The sequence below is a fragment of the Planctomonas psychrotolerans genome (assembly GCF_008642235.1).
In the GTDB taxonomy this organism is placed as follows: domain Bacteria; phylum Actinomycetota; class Actinomycetes; order Actinomycetales; family Microbacteriaceae; genus Planctomonas; species Planctomonas psychrotolerans.
Window position 1 is genome coordinate 52,426 of the sequence record NZ_SJEV01000002.1, and the last position, 14,793, is coordinate 67,218.

16 protein-coding genes and 2 tRNA genes are annotated in these 14,793 nt (G+C 69.7%); 13 read left to right on the forward strand and 5 right to left on the reverse strand.

Annotation, left to right across the window (positions count from 1 at the left end; translation table 11 throughout):
- The first annotated feature begins 68 nt into the window (after nucleotides 1-68).
- The 10 genes from EY822_RS13520 (at nucleotide 69) to EY822_RS13565 (ending at nucleotide 8,555) form a co-directional block, all read left to right on the forward strand.
- Nucleotides 69-1,088: an ABC transporter permease gene (locus tag EY822_RS13520; RefSeq protein ID WP_227497387.1), complete on the forward strand. Its 1,020-nt coding sequence runs from the start codon at nucleotides 69-71 to the stop codon at nucleotides 1,086-1,088.
- A gap of 1 nt (nucleotide 1,089) precedes the next feature.
- Nucleotides 1,090-2,070, forward strand: coding sequence for an ABC transporter permease (locus EY822_RS13525; protein WP_150308998.1), 981 nt, complete (start codon nucleotides 1,090-1,092; stop codon nucleotides 2,068-2,070).
- Nucleotides 2,067-3,743 (forward strand): dipeptide ABC transporter ATP-binding protein, encoded by a 1,677-nt coding sequence (locus EY822_RS13530; protein ID WP_150308999.1) that lies wholly within the window; start codon nucleotides 2,067-2,069, stop codon nucleotides 3,741-3,743. Before EY822_RS13525 ends, EY822_RS13530 begins: the two co-directional genes overlap by 4 nt.
- Nucleotides 3,744-3,791: 48 nt before the next feature.
- On the forward strand, nucleotides 3,792-4,778 hold the full coding sequence (locus EY822_RS13535; protein ID WP_227497344.1) for an ATP-binding cassette domain-containing protein: 987 nt from the start codon (nucleotides 3,792-3,794) through the stop codon (nucleotides 4,776-4,778).
- The gene (locus EY822_RS13540) at nucleotides 4,768-5,139 is read left to right on the forward strand and encodes a TfoX/Sxy family protein (RefSeq protein WP_227497345.1); all 372 of its coding nucleotides are present in this window, start codon (nucleotides 4,768-4,770) and stop codon (nucleotides 5,137-5,139) included. Before EY822_RS13535 ends, EY822_RS13540 begins: the two co-directional genes overlap by 11 nt.
- Nucleotides 5,136-6,173: a D-isomer specific 2-hydroxyacid dehydrogenase family protein gene (locus EY822_RS13545; RefSeq protein WP_406610355.1), complete on the forward strand. Its 1,038-nt coding sequence runs from the start codon at nucleotides 5,136-5,138 to the stop codon at nucleotides 6,171-6,173. The genes EY822_RS13540 and EY822_RS13545 overlap by 4 nt, the downstream gene beginning before the upstream one ends.
- A gap of 51 nt (nucleotides 6,174-6,224) precedes the next feature.
- The gene (locus tag EY822_RS13550) at nucleotides 6,225-7,256 is read left to right on the forward strand and encodes a lactonase family protein (protein ID WP_150309002.1); all 1,032 of its coding nucleotides are present in this window, start codon (nucleotides 6,225-6,227) and stop codon (nucleotides 7,254-7,256) included.
- Between the two features lie 69 nt (nucleotides 7,257-7,325).
- Nucleotides 7,326-7,398 (forward strand) — tRNA-Asn (locus EY822_RS13555).
- A 180-nt stretch (nucleotides 7,399-7,578) separates the two neighbouring features.
- Complete coding sequence (locus tag EY822_RS13560; protein ID WP_319803498.1) at nucleotides 7,579-8,250, forward strand: AzlC family ABC transporter permease; 672 nt, start codon at nucleotides 7,579-7,581, stop codon at nucleotides 8,248-8,250.
- On the forward strand, nucleotides 8,250-8,555 hold the full coding sequence (locus tag EY822_RS13565; RefSeq protein ID WP_150309004.1) for an AzlD domain-containing protein: 306 nt from the start codon (nucleotides 8,250-8,252) through the stop codon (nucleotides 8,553-8,555). Before EY822_RS13560 ends, EY822_RS13565 begins: the two co-directional genes overlap by 1 nt.
- On the opposite strand, the gene def is transcribed toward EY822_RS13565, so the two are convergent.
- A complete protein-coding gene (def, locus tag EY822_RS13570) occupies nucleotides 8,552-9,118 on the reverse strand; it encodes a peptide deformylase (protein ID WP_150309005.1) in 567 nt (188 codons plus the stop codon). The genes EY822_RS13565 and def overlap by 4 nt on opposite strands.
- Nucleotides 9,119-9,158: 40 nt before the next feature.
- Here def and EY822_RS13575 point away from each other — a divergent pair, with 40 nt between their 5' ends.
- From EY822_RS13575 to EY822_RS13585, 3 genes are all read left to right on the forward strand, one after another.
- Nucleotides 9,159-10,073 (forward strand): DMT family transporter, encoded by a 915-nt coding sequence (locus EY822_RS13575; protein WP_150309006.1) that lies wholly within the window; start codon nucleotides 9,159-9,161, stop codon nucleotides 10,071-10,073.
- Between the two features lie 119 nt (nucleotides 10,074-10,192).
- The gene (locus tag EY822_RS13580; RefSeq protein ID WP_227497346.1) at nucleotides 10,193-11,512 is read left to right on the forward strand and encodes a glycosyltransferase; all 1,320 of its coding nucleotides are present in this window, start codon (nucleotides 10,193-10,195) and stop codon (nucleotides 11,510-11,512) included.
- Nucleotides 11,490-11,563 (forward strand) — tRNA-Ile (locus tag EY822_RS13585). The genes EY822_RS13580 and EY822_RS13585 overlap by 23 nt, the downstream gene beginning before the upstream one ends.
- 34 nt (nucleotides 11,564-11,597) lie before the next feature.
- Here EY822_RS13585 and EY822_RS13590 read toward each other — a convergent pair.
- From EY822_RS13590 to EY822_RS13605, 4 genes are all read right to left on the reverse strand, one after another.
- Nucleotides 11,598-12,620, reverse strand: a complete 1,023-nt coding sequence (locus tag EY822_RS13590) for an AAA family ATPase (RefSeq protein ID WP_150309007.1) — start codon at nucleotides 12,618-12,620, stop codon at nucleotides 11,598-11,600.
- A 217-nt stretch (nucleotides 12,621-12,837) separates the two neighbouring features.
- On the reverse strand, nucleotides 12,838-14,178 hold the full coding sequence (locus tag EY822_RS13595) for an MFS transporter (RefSeq protein ID WP_150309008.1): 1,341 nt from the start codon (nucleotides 14,176-14,178) through the stop codon (nucleotides 12,838-12,840).
- 79 nt (nucleotides 14,179-14,257) lie between these two features.
- Nucleotides 14,258-14,518, reverse strand: a complete 261-nt coding sequence (locus EY822_RS13600) for a hypothetical protein (RefSeq protein WP_150309009.1) — start codon at nucleotides 14,516-14,518, stop codon at nucleotides 14,258-14,260.
- Nucleotides 14,519-14,571: 53 nt separating this feature from the next.
- A complete protein-coding gene (locus tag EY822_RS13605) occupies nucleotides 14,572-14,757 on the reverse strand; it encodes a hypothetical protein (protein WP_150309010.1) in 186 nt (61 codons plus the stop codon).
- Nucleotides 14,758-14,793 lie beyond the last annotated feature (36 nt).

The following is a 14,793-nucleotide window of genomic DNA, read 5'->3' on the forward strand; positions in this document are numbered from 1 at the left end:
CCGGGGACCCGGTTTCCGGTCCCTCGCCCGTCTCGACAGCGCCCGCGCCGAAGAAGCGCACCCAGGGCATCGGGCTCGGCCAGTACATCGTCATTCGGGCGATCCTCATCGTTCCCACCGTGTTCATCCTCGTGACGCTCGTCTTCTTCCTGATGCGGGTGGTGGGCGACCCCATCTCGGCGGGCGTCGGTGATCGGCTCACCGCGGAACAGCTGCAGGAACGGCTCGCGGAGGCCGGGTACGACCGGCCCATCTACGTGCAGTACCTCGAGTACCTCGGGCAGGTCTTCACCGGCAACTTCGGCCGCACGCTCACCGACAACCGGGAGATCACCGACGTTCTGCTGCAGTACGGCAGCGCCACGCTGGAACTCGTTCTCTACTCGCTCATCGTCGCGTTCGCGATCGGCATCCCGCTCGGTCTCGTCGCGGCGTACCGGAAGGATCGCGCCCCGGATGCGCTGCTGCGCATCCTCGCGATCCTCGCCTACGCGACGCCGGTCTTCTTCGCCGGTCTGCTGCTGAAGCTGGTCTTCAGCGTGTGGCTCGGCATACTGCCGCTCGGGGGCCGTGCGGACACGCGCGTGGCGCTCGCCCTCGGCCGCATCGACAATCCCACCGGCATCTATCTGATCGACGCCATCCGCCTGGGCAGCCCGGTGGCGATCGGCGACGTGCTCGAGCACGCGGTGCTGCCGTCCCTCGCGCTCGGTCTCCTCACCGCCGGAGTGTTCCTGCGTCTGGTGCGCACCAACGTCATCTCCACGCTGTCGAACGACTACGTGAGCGCCGCACGCTCCCGCGGTGTGAGCGAGTTCCGGCTCGTCACCAAGCACGCCTACAAGCCCGCCCTGATCCCCATCATCACCGTCATGGGATTGCAGATCGCCCTGCTCCTGGGTGGCGCAGTGCTCACCGAGACCACCTTCGGGTGGCGCGGACTCGGCTTCCAGCTGGCGCAGTACCTCGCCTCGAGGGACTTCGTCGCCGTGCAGGGGATCGTCGCACTGCTCGCCGTGATCGTGGCGCTGACGAACTTCGCCGTGGACGTCATCGCGGCACTCATCGACCCGAGGGTGAGGTACTGAGATGGTGTTCCGCTCGGCCACCGCCGAACAGCAGACGCCGCGAAAGCCCTCCCTGTTCAGCCGGCTTCCCGTCGTGGCCCAACTCCGGCAGAGCGTCGGACTGCAGCGTGGCATGCTCATCGCCGGGGTGGTGCTCACCGGCATGTTCGTGCTGTGCGCACTGCTCGCCCCGCTCATCGCTCCCTACGGCTTCGCGCAGTCCCGGGTGGACGGCGTCGCGTTCGGCCGGCAGGAGCCGCCGTCCGCGGAGAACATCTGGGGCACCACCGTCGGCGGCTACGACGTCTTCTCCCGGGTGATCTGGGGCACCCAGACGGCTCTCGCGGTCGTCGTCATCGCGGTGGTGCTGTCGATCTTCCTCGGTGTGATCCTCGGACTCGTGTCGGGGTACCTCGGCGGCTGGCTCGACCGCATCCTCGTCGTCATCGCCGATGCGATCTACCCGTTCCCGACCCTCCTGCTCGCCATCGTGATGTCCATCGTCATCACGGGTGGTCAGTCCAGCCTGATCGGCGGCATCCTCTCCGCGGCGATCTCCATCACCGTCATCTTCATCCCGCAGTACTTCCGGGTGGTGCGGTCCGAGGTCGTGCGACTGAAGGCGGAGGCATTCGTCGAATCGGCGAAGGTGATCGGCGCGAGCACCCGACGCATCATGTTCCTGCACGTGCTGCGGAACGCCACGCGCACGCTGCCGCTCATCGTCACGCTCAACGCCTCCGAGGCCATTCTCACGCTCGCGGGACTCGGGTTCCTCGGCTTCGGCATCGCCCCGACGTCCGCCGCGGAATGGGGTTACGACCTCAACCGCGCGCTCGCCGACACCGCGAGCGGTATCTGGTGGACGGGCGTCTTCCCAGGCGTCGCCATCGTGCTGTTCGTGCTCGGGCTCACCCTCGTCGGGGAGAGCGTGAACGACATCTCGGACCCCCGTCTGCGCGCACGCAAGCGCCTGAAGAAGAAGAAGGACGTGTCCGCATGAGCACCGTCGTGGACATCCGGAATCTCGGCGTCGAGTTCGCCACCGACGCCGGGCGGGTCACCGCCGTCGACGGCATGAACCTCACCGTGGCGCCGGGCGAGATCCTCGCCATCGTCGGCGAGAGCGGATCGGGCAAGTCGGTCACCGCGAAAACCATCCTCGGACTCCTGCCCGACACCGCGCTCACGTCCGGCGCCGTGCTGCTCAGCAACCGCGAGGGCCAGGACACCCACGACGTCGTGCAGCTCACCGGCGAGCGCCTCCGCGAGGTGCGCGGCCGCGACGTCGCGATGGTCTTCCAGGAGCCGTCGACAGCGCTGAATCCCGTCTACACGGTCGGCTGGCAGATCGCCGAGGGCATCCGGGCGCACGGCAGGATCGGACGCCGCCAGGCGAAGAACATGGCCGTCGACATCCTGCGCCGGGTCGGTATCCCCGACCCGGAGAAGCGGGTCGACTACTACCCGCACCAGTTCTCCGGCGGCCAGAAGCAGCGGGTGGTCATCGCGATGGCGCTGGTGCTGAACCCGGGCCTCATCGTGGCCGACGAACCGACCACCGCGCTCGATGTGACGGTGCAAGCCGAGATCCTCGATCTGCTCCGGCGCTGCCGGGACGAGTTCGGCACGGCCATCGTGCTGATCACCCACAACATGGGCGTCGTCGCCGATCTCGCCGACCGCGTGGTCGTGATGTACCAGAGCAAGCTCGTCGAACAGGCCGACGTCGAGACGCTGTTCTCGTCCCCCCGCGAGGAGTACACCCGCACCCTGCTCGGCTCGGTGCCGAGGCTCGGGAACGGTGCGGACCGCGGCCCGGCTCCCGCGCCGCACTCCGAGCTGGGGACACCGGTCGTCGAGGCGCGGGACCTGCAGATCGAATACCCCGGACGGCTCGGCGTTCCGGCGTTCCGCGCCGTGCAGGGCGTGACGTTCACCGTGGCGCCGGGCGAGGTGCTCGGCCTCGTCGGAGAGTCCGGGTCGGGCAAGACGACCATCGGACGGGCGATCGCGGGCCTCACGCCCGTCACCGGCGGATCGCTCTCCGTGCTCGGCCACGAGATGCTCGGCATCCGGGAGTCCGACTTCCGTCCGGTGCGGAGCGAGATCGGCTTCGTCTTCCAGGACCCCGCGACGAGCTTCAACCCGCGGCTGACGATCGCCGAGTGTGTGGCCGAACCGCTCGTCGTGCACGGCAGGGCGAAGGATGCCGGCGCGGCGCGGTCCCGCGTGGACGAACTGCTCGAGGCGGTGCACCTGCCGAAGGCCTTCGGCAGCCGCTTCCCGCACGAACTGAGCGGCGGCCAGCGGCAACGAGCGAGCCTCGCCCGCGCACTCGCCCTGGAGCCGACGTTGCTCATCGCCGATGAGCCCACATCCGCGCTCGACGTGTCGGTGCAGGCGCGGGTGCTCGAGCTCTTCCGCGAACTGCAGCAGCAGTTCGGATTCGCCGCGCTGTTCATCAGTCACGACCTCGCCGTCGTCGACATGCTGGCCGACCGCATCGCGGTGCTGCTGAAGGGCCAGCTCATCGAGGTGGGTGCCGGCGCGGACGTGCTCGGCGCCCCCCGACACCCGTACACCCGCAGACTGCTGGCATCCCTGCCCGTTCCGGATCCCGTGGAGCAGCGTGCGCGTCGGGCGGAACTGCACCGCCTCCGCAGCACCGAATAGGGTCGGCATCGAACGACCGGCAGAATGAGGACGAGGAAGGGGGGTCGCGTGAACAGGCGAACCGAATCGGGAGCCGCCGCGGTGTCGGCCTCGGATCTCAGCGTCACCTATCCGGGCGGCGGTGGCCGGGACGCCTTCCTCGCCCTCAACGGGCTCACGTTCGACGTCGCCGAGGGTTCCACTCTCGGCATCGTGGGGGAGAGCGGTTCCGGCAAGTCGACGTTCCTCCGGGTGCTCGCCGGAGAGACCGGGCCGTCGGCGGCCGGCGTGCCCTCGATCACGGGTGGCGACGTCACCGTCCTCGGCACGCGGATGCGTCGCGCGAGCCGCCGCCGTCGCACCCGGCTGTCCGCGACGGTCGGGTATCTCGCGCAGAACGCCGGATCGGCACTCGACCCTCAGCTCACCGTCGGCGAGAACATCGCGTCGCCGATCTTCGCCCGGGATCGCCGCTTCGACGAGCGCGAGGCCGGTCGGCGCGTGTTCACGCTGGTCGATGCGGTGGCGCTACCCAGCTCGGTGCTGGCGCTGTTCCCGCACGAGCTGAGCAGCGGTCAGCGGCAACGGGTGGCCATCGCCCGGTCGCTCGTGCTCGGACCGCGCCTCTGGGTCGCGGATGAGCCGACCGCGGGAATCGATGTGCTGGGGCGGGATGCGGTGCTCGACCTGCTCCGCGGCCTGCAGCAGCGGGCGGGGTTCTCCGCCGTGATCGGCAGCCACGACATCGCCGTCGCCTCCCGCCTCAGCTCCCGGCTGGTGCTGCTCAATCGGGGAGTGATGGTGGGCCTCGGCACCATCGACGACCTGCTGACCGCGCCGGATCATCCCTACGTCGCGGGACTCAAAGCCAGCCTGGCCGACGCCGAGCGAGGACGGGCGGGCCCGGGACGCGCGGGCAGCACCCAGGCGGGTGGCACGCAGGCGAATGGCACGCAGGCGAATGGCACGCAGGCGAATGGCACGCAGGAGAATGGCACCCAGGCCGATTTCACCCGGGCGGATGGCACCCAGGCGAATGGCGTCGATGTCCAGTGATCCGGCGACCGTCGCGCTCCTGACCGACCGGCTGGTCCCGCTCGCCGTTCACTCCGCCGCCCTGTTCGGCGAGTACGCGCTGTACTGCGACGACAAGGTGATCGGTCTGATCTGCGACGACACGCTGTATCTCGCGCCCGTGGGACTCGATGCGGAACTCCTCGCGCCCACCGAGCCCGCGCCGCCGCCCGGTCGTGCCCGCCGGGACTATCACCGCGTTCCCGGGTATGCGCTCGAAGACCTCGAGTGGCTGAAGCGGGTCGTGCAGGCCACGGCGAACGCGCTTCCGCCGCCCGAGCCCCGCACGCCACGTCCCACCCCGCCCGAACGAGTACCGCATCCGAGGAGACCCACCAGATGACCGATTCGACGACGACCGCGTCCACCCCGCCCGACCGCACCCGGCGTGCCGGCCAGCATTCGGCCGTGCTGGCCGTGATGGGCGACGCCCTGCCGGAGGATCGGCGCCCGCACCCCGGTCCCATCGCCATGCTGCCGCAACCGGTCGGTGCGTATGCGGACGCCGTGCACGCGGCCGGGGGCCGGTTGTCCGACATCGACAGCGATACCCGCGGCATCGTATGGACCTCGGTGACGCGCGCGAGCGAACTGACCGACACCCTCGCCGCGAATCCGCAGGTGCAGTGGGTGCAGCTCCCGTTCGCCGGAGTGGACGCCTTCGCTTCCGCCCTGCGGGACAACGACCGGCCCGACCTCGTGTGGACGAGTGCGAAGGGCGCGTACGCGGAACCGGTGGCGGAGCACGCCCTCGCCCTCACCCTCGCCGCCCTGAGACTGTTCCCGGCGCGCGCCCGCGCCGCGAGCTGGGGCGAGTCGGACGGGCGCTCGTTGTACGGCCTCAACGTGGTGATCGTCGGCGCCGGCGGTATCGCGATCGAACTCATCCGACTGCTCGAACCGTTCCGGGTGACGGTCACGGTGGTGCGGAAGAGCGCCGGCACCGTGCCGGGGGCGCACCGCACCGTGACCGCCGACCGATTCGCCGAGGTGCTGCCCGACGCCGACGTGCTCGTGCTCGCGGCCGCCAGCACCTCGGACACGCGGCACCTGCTCGGTGCCGCGCAGTTCGAGGCCATGCGGTCGGATGCTGTGGTGGTCAACATCGCGCGGGGCCCGTTGATCGACACCGACGCGCTCGTGCACGCGCTGACCCACGGGCAGATCGCCGCCGCGGGGCTCGATGTGACCGACCCGGAACCCCTGCCCGACGGCTCGCCGCTGTGGACGCTCGACACCTGCCTCATCACGCCGCACACCGCGGACACGCCGGACATGATCACGCCGCTGCTCGCCGAGCGGATCCGGGTGAACGTCGAGGCGTTCCTCGGCACCGGCCGCTTCGTCGGTGTGGTCGATCCGTCCGCCGGGTACTGATCCATCGCCCGGCCAGTTCGAGCCCCTGTCATCCCCACAGAAAAGGACCTCATGACCGACACCCCCGCGCTCTACTGGAGCGGTTCGTACACCGCCGACATGGGTGGCACCGCCTCCGGAATCGGCGTGCTGCGCTCCCGAGAGGACGGCACCCTGGAGTACGTCGGTGTGGCGGTGGAGGCCGACTCACCGTCGTTCCTGGCCCGCAACCCGGCGGATGCGCGCATCCTGTACGCGGTCGGAGAGGCGAACGGCCGGGTGGAGGCCTTCCTCCGCGGCGACTCCGGTGCTCTGACGGCGCTGGGCGGCGCGGCCACCGGCGGAGCGGGACCCTGCCACGTGTCCATCCGCCCCGACGCGGCGGCGGCGCTGGTGTCCTGCTACGGCGACGGCTCGCTCCGCGTGCTTCCGCTCGATGCGACCGGCGCGGTCGGCGGGCTCGGCCAATCCCTCGCGGGCGAGGGGAACGGCCCGCACGAGTCGCAGGACGGCCCGCACGCCCACTCCACCCTCGTCTTCGAGGACGGGATGGTGCTCAGCGCCGATCTCGGCGCGGATCGCGTCCACGTGCACACGACCGATGCCGCGACAGGCCTGCTCGAACGCGTCGGCTCGCTCGCTTTCGCGGGCGGTACGGGTCCGAGACACCTGCGCCGTCATCCCTCCGGACACGTCTACCTCGTCACCGAGCACAGCCGCGAGGTGTTCGTCCTCGCACGGGACGGTGCCGCGGTGCGCATCGTCTCCTCCACGCCGATCGCCGCGGATGACGTCGCCGGCGACACCGCGGCGGAGCTCTCGATCACCGAGGACGGACGCTTCGTGCACGTGGGGCTGCGCGGCAGCAACCGGCTCGCCACCCTCGCGGTGACCGATGGCGGAGCAACGCTCACCCCCACGGAGATCGCGTCCTGCGGCGGGAACTGGCCTCGCCACCATGTGGTCGACGGCTCGCTGCTGCATGTGGCCAACCAGTTGTCGAGCACGGTCACCACCTTCCGCATCGACGACCGGACCGGCATGCTCACGCAGCTGGGACTCGCCGAGCCGGTGCCGTCGCCCACCTTCCTGCTGCGGGCGTGACCGGACCCGCCGGAGGGCCGATTTGGGAAGTGGGGGAGTTCCGCTAAGCTAGCCAAGCTGTTTCAGCATTCCTCGATAGCTCAATTGGCAGAGCAGCCGGCTGTTAACCGGCAGGTTGTTGGTTCGAGTCCAACTCGGGGAGCGAAGCCCCCAGTCCTCCACGACTGGGGGCTTTTTGCGTCACCGGTAGCCGTCGGCTTTCGCCATCGACAGCGGCTCCGGTTCAGGGTGAAGAGATCGGTGGGATGTGGGCGAGGCGGACGTTCCGGACGCGGCATCGGCCGACGGTGCACGCGGGCGGACCATCCGAGCGGGAATCGCCGTGGGGCTCGCCACCGGCGCCTACGGAATATCGTTCGGCGCTCTCTCCGTCGCGGCCGGATTGGACATCTGGCAGACGGCCGTGCTGAGCGCGGTGATGTTCACCGGCGGCTCCCAGTTCGCCCTCATCGGCGTGCTCGCTTCCGGCGGACTCGCGGCGGGTCCGGCGGCCATCGGCAGCGCCGTGCTGCTGGGGTCCCGCAATGCGCTCTACTCGGTACGGATGTCGCCGGTCATCGGCAGCGGGTGGCTCCGGCGCCTCGCAGCGGGCTGGCTCACCATCGACGAGTCGACCGCGGTGGCCACGGCGCAGTCCACGCCGCCCCTGCAGCGCGTGGGCTTCTGGGTGACCGGCATCTCGGTGTTCGTGGCGTGGAACGCGATGACGCTCGTGGGCGCCTTCCTCGGCAATGCGCTCGGTGACGTGCGGCAGTACGGTCTCGACGCCGCGGCCGCTGCGGCCTTCCTCGGCCTGCTCTGGCCTCGATTGCGCGCGCTGCAGCCGGTCGCCGTGGCGGTGGGCGCCGCGGTGGTCGCCGTCGTGCTCACGCCCGTGGTGCCTCCCGGCATTCCGGTGCTCGCGGCGGCGCTGGTGGCGGTCGTCGTCGGCATCGCGAATTGGTGGCCGCAGGCGCCGGAACAGCTGCCGGTGAACTCGACGGGGGCCGCCTGATGACCGCCTGGCACGTGGTGCTCATCGCCTCCATCGCCTGCGTGGCCCTCAAGCTCGTCGGCTACGGGGTGCCCGCCACCGTTCTCGAACGCCCGACGCCCGCACGCGTGGCGAATCTCCTCACGGTCGCCCTGCTCTCGGCGCTCATCGCGGTGCAGACCCTGGCCCGCGGCACGGCCATCGAACTGGATGCCCGTATCCCGGCGCTCCTGGTGGCCGCCGTCCTGTACGCGGTGCGCGTGCCCTTCGTGGTGGTGGTGCTGGCGGCCGCCGCCGTGGCCGCGGCGGTGCGCGCGGTGACCTAGTCCTCGAGGTGATCGACGCCGGGTAGCCAGCTCACGCCGGGCACGCCCCACCCGCTCTTCCGGGTGATACGGGCGACGGTGCGCTCGTAGCCGCGGTCGATCCGATCGGTGTACAGGATGCCGTTCAGGTGGTCGAACTCGTGCTGCAGGATGCGCGCGAACCAGCCCTCCGCCTCCAGTCGGATCGGGGCGCCCGCGGCGTCGACCGCGGTGAGCACGGCGCGCTCGGCGCGGCGGAGGGGGAAGCGTTCGCCCGGGAAGGAGAGACAGCCCTCGGCCTCGGCGTCGTCATCGGGGTCCCCGAGCGGCACCGGAGTGATCAGCAGATCGGGATTCACGGCCACGCCGCGACGCATGGGCCCGTCCTCGGGCTGATAGGAGAACACGAACACCCGCTTGCCGACACCGACCTGCGGGGCGGCAAGACCCACGCCCGGGGCGCGATCCATGGTGTCGAACATGTCGTCCACCAGCCGCCGCAGGTCGTCGTCGAACTCGGTCACCGGGGTCGCCGGGGTGTGCAATACGGGATCCCCGGAAATCCGGATCGGGAGAACGGCCATTCGCCAAGAATATCTGCCGAGCGCCCGGTAAGGTCGTGGCGTGCCGCCCGACCTGAACGACTTGACGGACTCGATATCCCTGACTCCGTACCAAGCGTTGGGTATCCCGATCGCCCTGATCGGTGCGGTATTCCTCGCGTTGGGCGCGCAGTTCCAGTCGACCGGTGTGTCGAAGGTCGAGGCGCGCTCGGGTGTCGCCGCGAGCGGCGGGCTGAACCTCACCCAGCTTCTCGCGCTCGTGAAGCGGCCCTCGTGGGTCATCGGCACCCTCATGCTGGGTCTCGCGATCGTGCTCCAGCTCGTCAGTCTGGGCATCGCCCCCCTCATCGTCGTGCAGCCCCTCGGCGCGGTGGCGCTCGTCATCACCGCGATCGTCAATTCCCGAGTCACGAAGACCGCGCTCGACCGGCGGTCCATCCGAGCGATCGTCATCTGCGTGGGAGGGGTGGGTCTTTTCGTGATCTTCGCGGCGATCTATGCCAAAGAGACCCCCATCGACAACGGTCAGCTGATCACCATCCTGATCATCCTCGCCGCCGTGATCGCCCTGTTCGGCGCCGCGTTCGCCTTTCTCCGGTCGAGGTTCAAGGCGATCGCCTACATCCTCGGGGCGGGCGTGCTGTACGGGTTCGTCGCCACCCTGGCGAAGGTGGTCATCGTGCGCATCAAGACCGGTGACGTCGAGTTCCTGACGATGCTGTGCATCGTCGCGCTGCTGGCCGCCGCCGCCTTCGGGGCCTACTTCGTGCAAACCGCCTACTCCTCGGGTCCTCCGGACCTGGTCATCGCGGGACTGACCGTCATCGACCCGCTCGTCGCCGTGGGCATCGGTGTCATCGTGCTGGGCGAGGCCGCGGGCGCCCCGCCCTTCGCCATCCTGGCCTTCGTCGTCTCCGCCGCCATCGCCATCTTCGGCGTCTTCCAGCTCGCGAAGTTCCATCCACAGATCCGCTGAGCGCGGAGCGTCCCCGGTGTTCGCGGAGCACCGTGCGGTACCGTGGTGCACATCCGCGGGGGAGAGAAAGCCGCCCGGAAAGTGCGTTCTCCGCCAATCAACGTTAGGTCTTTCCCCTCGTGTCGAACACCCGCGACTCTCAGCCAGCCGCATCTCCGGCGGGCAGGACACCGTTGCGCATCCTCATCGGCGCGGACACTTTCCCCCCCGATGTGAACGGCGCCGCCAAGTTCGCCGAACGGCTCGCCGCGGGCATGGTGGCGCGCGGGCACGAGGTGCACATCGTGGCCCCGGCGCCGAGTCGCAAGCACGGATCGTGGACGGAGGTGCACGAGGGCCAGGAGATGACCGTCCACCGCCTGCGCAGCTGGCGCTGGTACCCGCACGACTGGCTGCGGTTCGCCCTGCCGTGGCGCATCAACCAGAACAGCGCGCGCATTCTCGACCTGGTGAAGCCGGACGTGGTGCACTTCCAGTCGCACATGATCACCGGGCGCGGTCTCAGCATCGAGGCGGCCAAGCGGGGCATCCGCATCATCGGCACCAACCACTTCATGCCCGAGAACATGCTCGAGCACACCCTGCTGCCGAAGGTGTGGCAGCACCGGGCGATCGTCGCCGCGTGGCGGGCGGCTCGGCGCACGTTCGGCCGCGCCGAGGCCGTCACCACACCGACAAGGCGTGCGGCGCAGTTCCTCGAGAGGTACACCGGCCTCACCGGCGTGCACGCCATCTCGTGCGGCATCGATGCCGACAACTACACCCCCGACTTCGAGCCGCGCACCGAGAACCGCATCATCTTCGTCGGACGGGTCACCGGGGAGAAGCAGATCGACGTGCTGCTGCAGGCGGTGAAGCTGCTGCCGAGCGAGCTCGACGTGAAGCTCGACATCGTGGGCGGGGGAGACCAGAAGCGGAACCTCGAGCAGCTCGCGACGGAACTCGGCATCAGCGACCGCACGACCTTCACCGGCTACGTGTCCGAGGAGGACCTGCGGCGGGCGTACACGCGGTCGACCGTGTTCGCGATGCCTTCCATCGCTGAGCTGCAGAGCATCGCGACGATGGAGGCGATGGCGTCGGGACTCCCCGTCGTCGCGGCGAACGCCATGGCCCTGCCCCATCTGGTGCACGACGGCGAAAACGGTTACCTGTTCGAGCCCGGGAACGCCCGCGACCTCGCCGACAAGCTCGAGCAGCTCCTCGCGCTGCCGCACGAGGAGCTGCTGCGATTCAAGCGCGAATCGCTGCATGTGGTTTCCGCCCACGACATCCAGCGCACCCTCAACACCTTCGAGAGCCTGTATCGTGGTGAGCCGGTGATCGACCCGGTCATTGATCGCACGCCGGCGGCAGCGCATGACGATGGCACTCGGTACCGGTCGCGGCGCATCGGCTCACATCGCGTGGGCCTACGGGGTGGTAGCTCAGCTGGTTAGAGCAGCGGACTCATAATCCGTCGGTCACGGGTTCAAGTCCCGTCCGCCCTACTTCACCACATCCTCGAGGCGTGCGCCCGCGCGATCACCAGCGCCACCAGCGCACCGGCTCCGGCAGCTGCGTCTCCTCCGGCGCCGGCCCCTCGCCGAGCGCGCGCGCGGCCTCGACGAGGTCCTCCGTCGTCAGCGTCATCACGTCGTCCCGGTCCAGCGCATCGAGGCTCCGCTCCTCGTTGAGCGAGAGTCGTAGCGCCTGACGGTTGAGCGCCTGCTCGAAGAGGGTGCGGGCGAACCGCGCGTTGCCCGAGTCCTCGCCGGCGTGCAGACCGGCGAGGATGCGACGCAGCATCTGGTCGGCGCCCTCCTCGAGCATGTACTCGTGCTGGGCCAGAGTCTTGGTGAAGATCGACTCGAGGTCGTCGACCGAGTAGTCGGGGAAGGTGATCTCGCGGGCGAAGCGGGAACGCAGTCCGGGGTTCGACAGCAGGAACGACTCCATGAGCCGCGGGTAGCCGGCCACGATGACCACCAGTCGGTGGCGGTGATCCTCCATGCGCTTGAGCAGCACCTCGATCGCTTCTGGGCCGAAGTCCATCCGGCCGTCCTCCGGCGCGAGGGCGTAGGCCTCGTCGATGAACAGGACGCCGTCGAGCGCCCGCCGGATCACCCGGTCGGTCTTGATGGCCGTCGCGCCGACGTACTGCCCGACGAGGCCCGATCGGTCGACCTCGACCAGGTGACCCTTCTGCAGCAGCCCGACCGCACGGTACATCTCGGCCAGGAGTCGCGCGACGGTGGTCTTTCCGGTGCCGGGGTTGCCGAGGAACACGAGGTGCTGCGACGTGGCGACCTCGGGCAGGCCGTGCGCCTTGCGGCGGGCCTGCACCTGCAGCAGTGCGACGAGGGCGCGCACCTGCTCCTTCACGGTGTCGAGTCCCACCAGCGCGTCGAGTTCGGCCTGCACCTCGGCGAGCGGCCGGGCCGGGGTGGGTCGATTGCCGAGCACGTCCCCGGAATCCGCCCGCTCGGATCCCGACATCTTGATCTGCTCGGCCAGGTGACTGAAGGTGTCGCGCAGGTCGTCGAGCGGGCTACGGCCAGCGGCCATGGGAATCTCCTGGGGCGGGTGTCAGGCCGCGAAGGCGGGCTTCGCGGCAACGGGGCTCTCGGAGCGGGGTGCAGTGTCCGCTGCAGCGGTGCACACCGTTCCCTCGTTCGCCATTATCCGCCGATCCGAGGCGCGCTGTCGGGCTCAGGGAGATCGGTCGCCGCGGGCGCTCCCGATCGATCACCTCCGAGCGGATGCCACCCCAACGATGACCCCGTTAAGCGTTGACTCCTGCGCGTGCGCGTCGCGCCCGGCGCGGGAACCCGCCGACGTGGACGAGAGCGACCACCGCAGCGAGCAGCACCCCGAGGGCGGCGCCGCCGAACGACCAGGACAGACCGGCGCCGTCGATGACCACCCCGGCGATGGCCGTGCCGACCGCCACGCCGGTGGTGCTCGAGGCGGACAGGAACGCCTGCGCTTCGTTCAGCCGGTTGGCGGGTGCGGCGCGGTCGAGCAGCGCCTGCTGCATGATCAGGGTAGGAGCGATGGTCAGCCCGGTGAGGAACAGGATCGGCAGCAGTACGAGCAGGCTGACATCTCCGCCGGCCAGCAGAAGGGCGAGAACGGCCAAGCACGTGCCGAACAGAGCGAGGAGGACGGGTACGGCGTGCCGCTCCTCGAACGGCCAGGATCTGGCCCCGTACGCCAGCCCGCCGACGGTGCTGCCTCCCGCGATGGCGGCGAAGAGAATGCCCACCTGAGCGGTACCGCCGAGGGCGAGGTCGGCCGTGGCCGCCATCGACGTGTCGAGCTGGCCGAAACCGATGCTGATCATGAGCATCACGGCGAGCACGGCGATCACGCCGGCCGAGATGAGCGAGGTCGACGGGCCGGCAGCTCCGCTGGCGGGGGAGTGTCCGGATGCCTGTTGCTGGCGCGCGGGAGTGGCACGGCGGGCCACTCCCGTCGCGCAGTAGCCGACGCCACCGGCGGCGAGAAGGCCCGCCGTGACGGCGAGGGGGAGGACCGCGATGCCGGGAAGCAGCAGGACCGAGAGCAACAGTGGGCCGCACACGAAGGCGAGTTCCACCGATGTGGCGTCGAGAGCGAAGGCGACACGACGAGACTCCGGGTCGGGGAGCACGATCCGGAAGCTCGAGCGCAACGCCGGGCTGATCGCGGGATAACCGAGGCCCACGCCGATCGCGAGTGCGATGAGCACGAAGGAGGGGGCGGTGGTCGTGGCGACGAAGGCCAGCGTGCCCAGCAGCGCCGCACTGGTGAGCGTGGTCGGCAGCAGCACCGGCACCTGACCCACCCGGTCCATCAGGCGGCCCCACACGGGGGTTCCGACAGCCGCACCGAGCGCGTACGCGCCACTGACCACTCCGGCGATCACGTACGAATCGCGCTCCTGCTCGACCAGGATGAGGATGCCCAGCGGGATCATGGCCAGGGTGAGGCGGGCCAGGGCGGCGGAGATGAACGGGCGCGAGGCCGGTCCGTGGGCGAGGAGGCGACCGTACGAACGAAGCCCGGTGCCGAGCTGCACGCCTGGCGTGTCGGCAGCGTCGGTTTCGGCAGTGTCGGGGGGAGTATCCTGCCGTGCTCGCATGACCGCCTAGCCTAATGAGTCGGTGGGCACCGTGCGGTGTGCTCGATACGACGGTTGCAGTGCGGCGCTCACCCGCGAATCACTCGTCGTCGGTCGTTTCGACGATGCGCCAGCGCCGGGGATCCGGGCCGGCTGCCGCGCGTTCGGCGGCTTCCCGCTTCTCCGTGGGACGTCTTCGGATGCCGGCGACGACCATTCCCGCAAGGCCGACCACCCCGACGACGGCCCAGGCGATCCACCCGGGATTGCCATCGCGCCACAGGGACGCTCCGATGGTCAATCCGAGCACCACCGCGGTGTTCCCGAGTACGAACCAGATGCGCCAGCGCCGGAGAGTCATGGGGAAGGATGACGTTCGAATGATCGCGGGCGACTCGGTCGATCGGTGAGGCGCTATGCCGCGAGCGCGAGCGCGGGCACACACCCGACGCAGACGGGGTTGTCGCCATCACGGTCGAGGTCGAGCTGGCCATCGCAGTCGGAGCAGACGGCGTGGTCTGCGCATCGCCCGCACAGGGCGTCCCAGCTGTCTCCACCGGCGCTGCTGTGGCCGCATTCGCGGCAGATGTTCTCTTCCATGCCACCACGGTAAGGACCGCCACCGACAATCGTCAG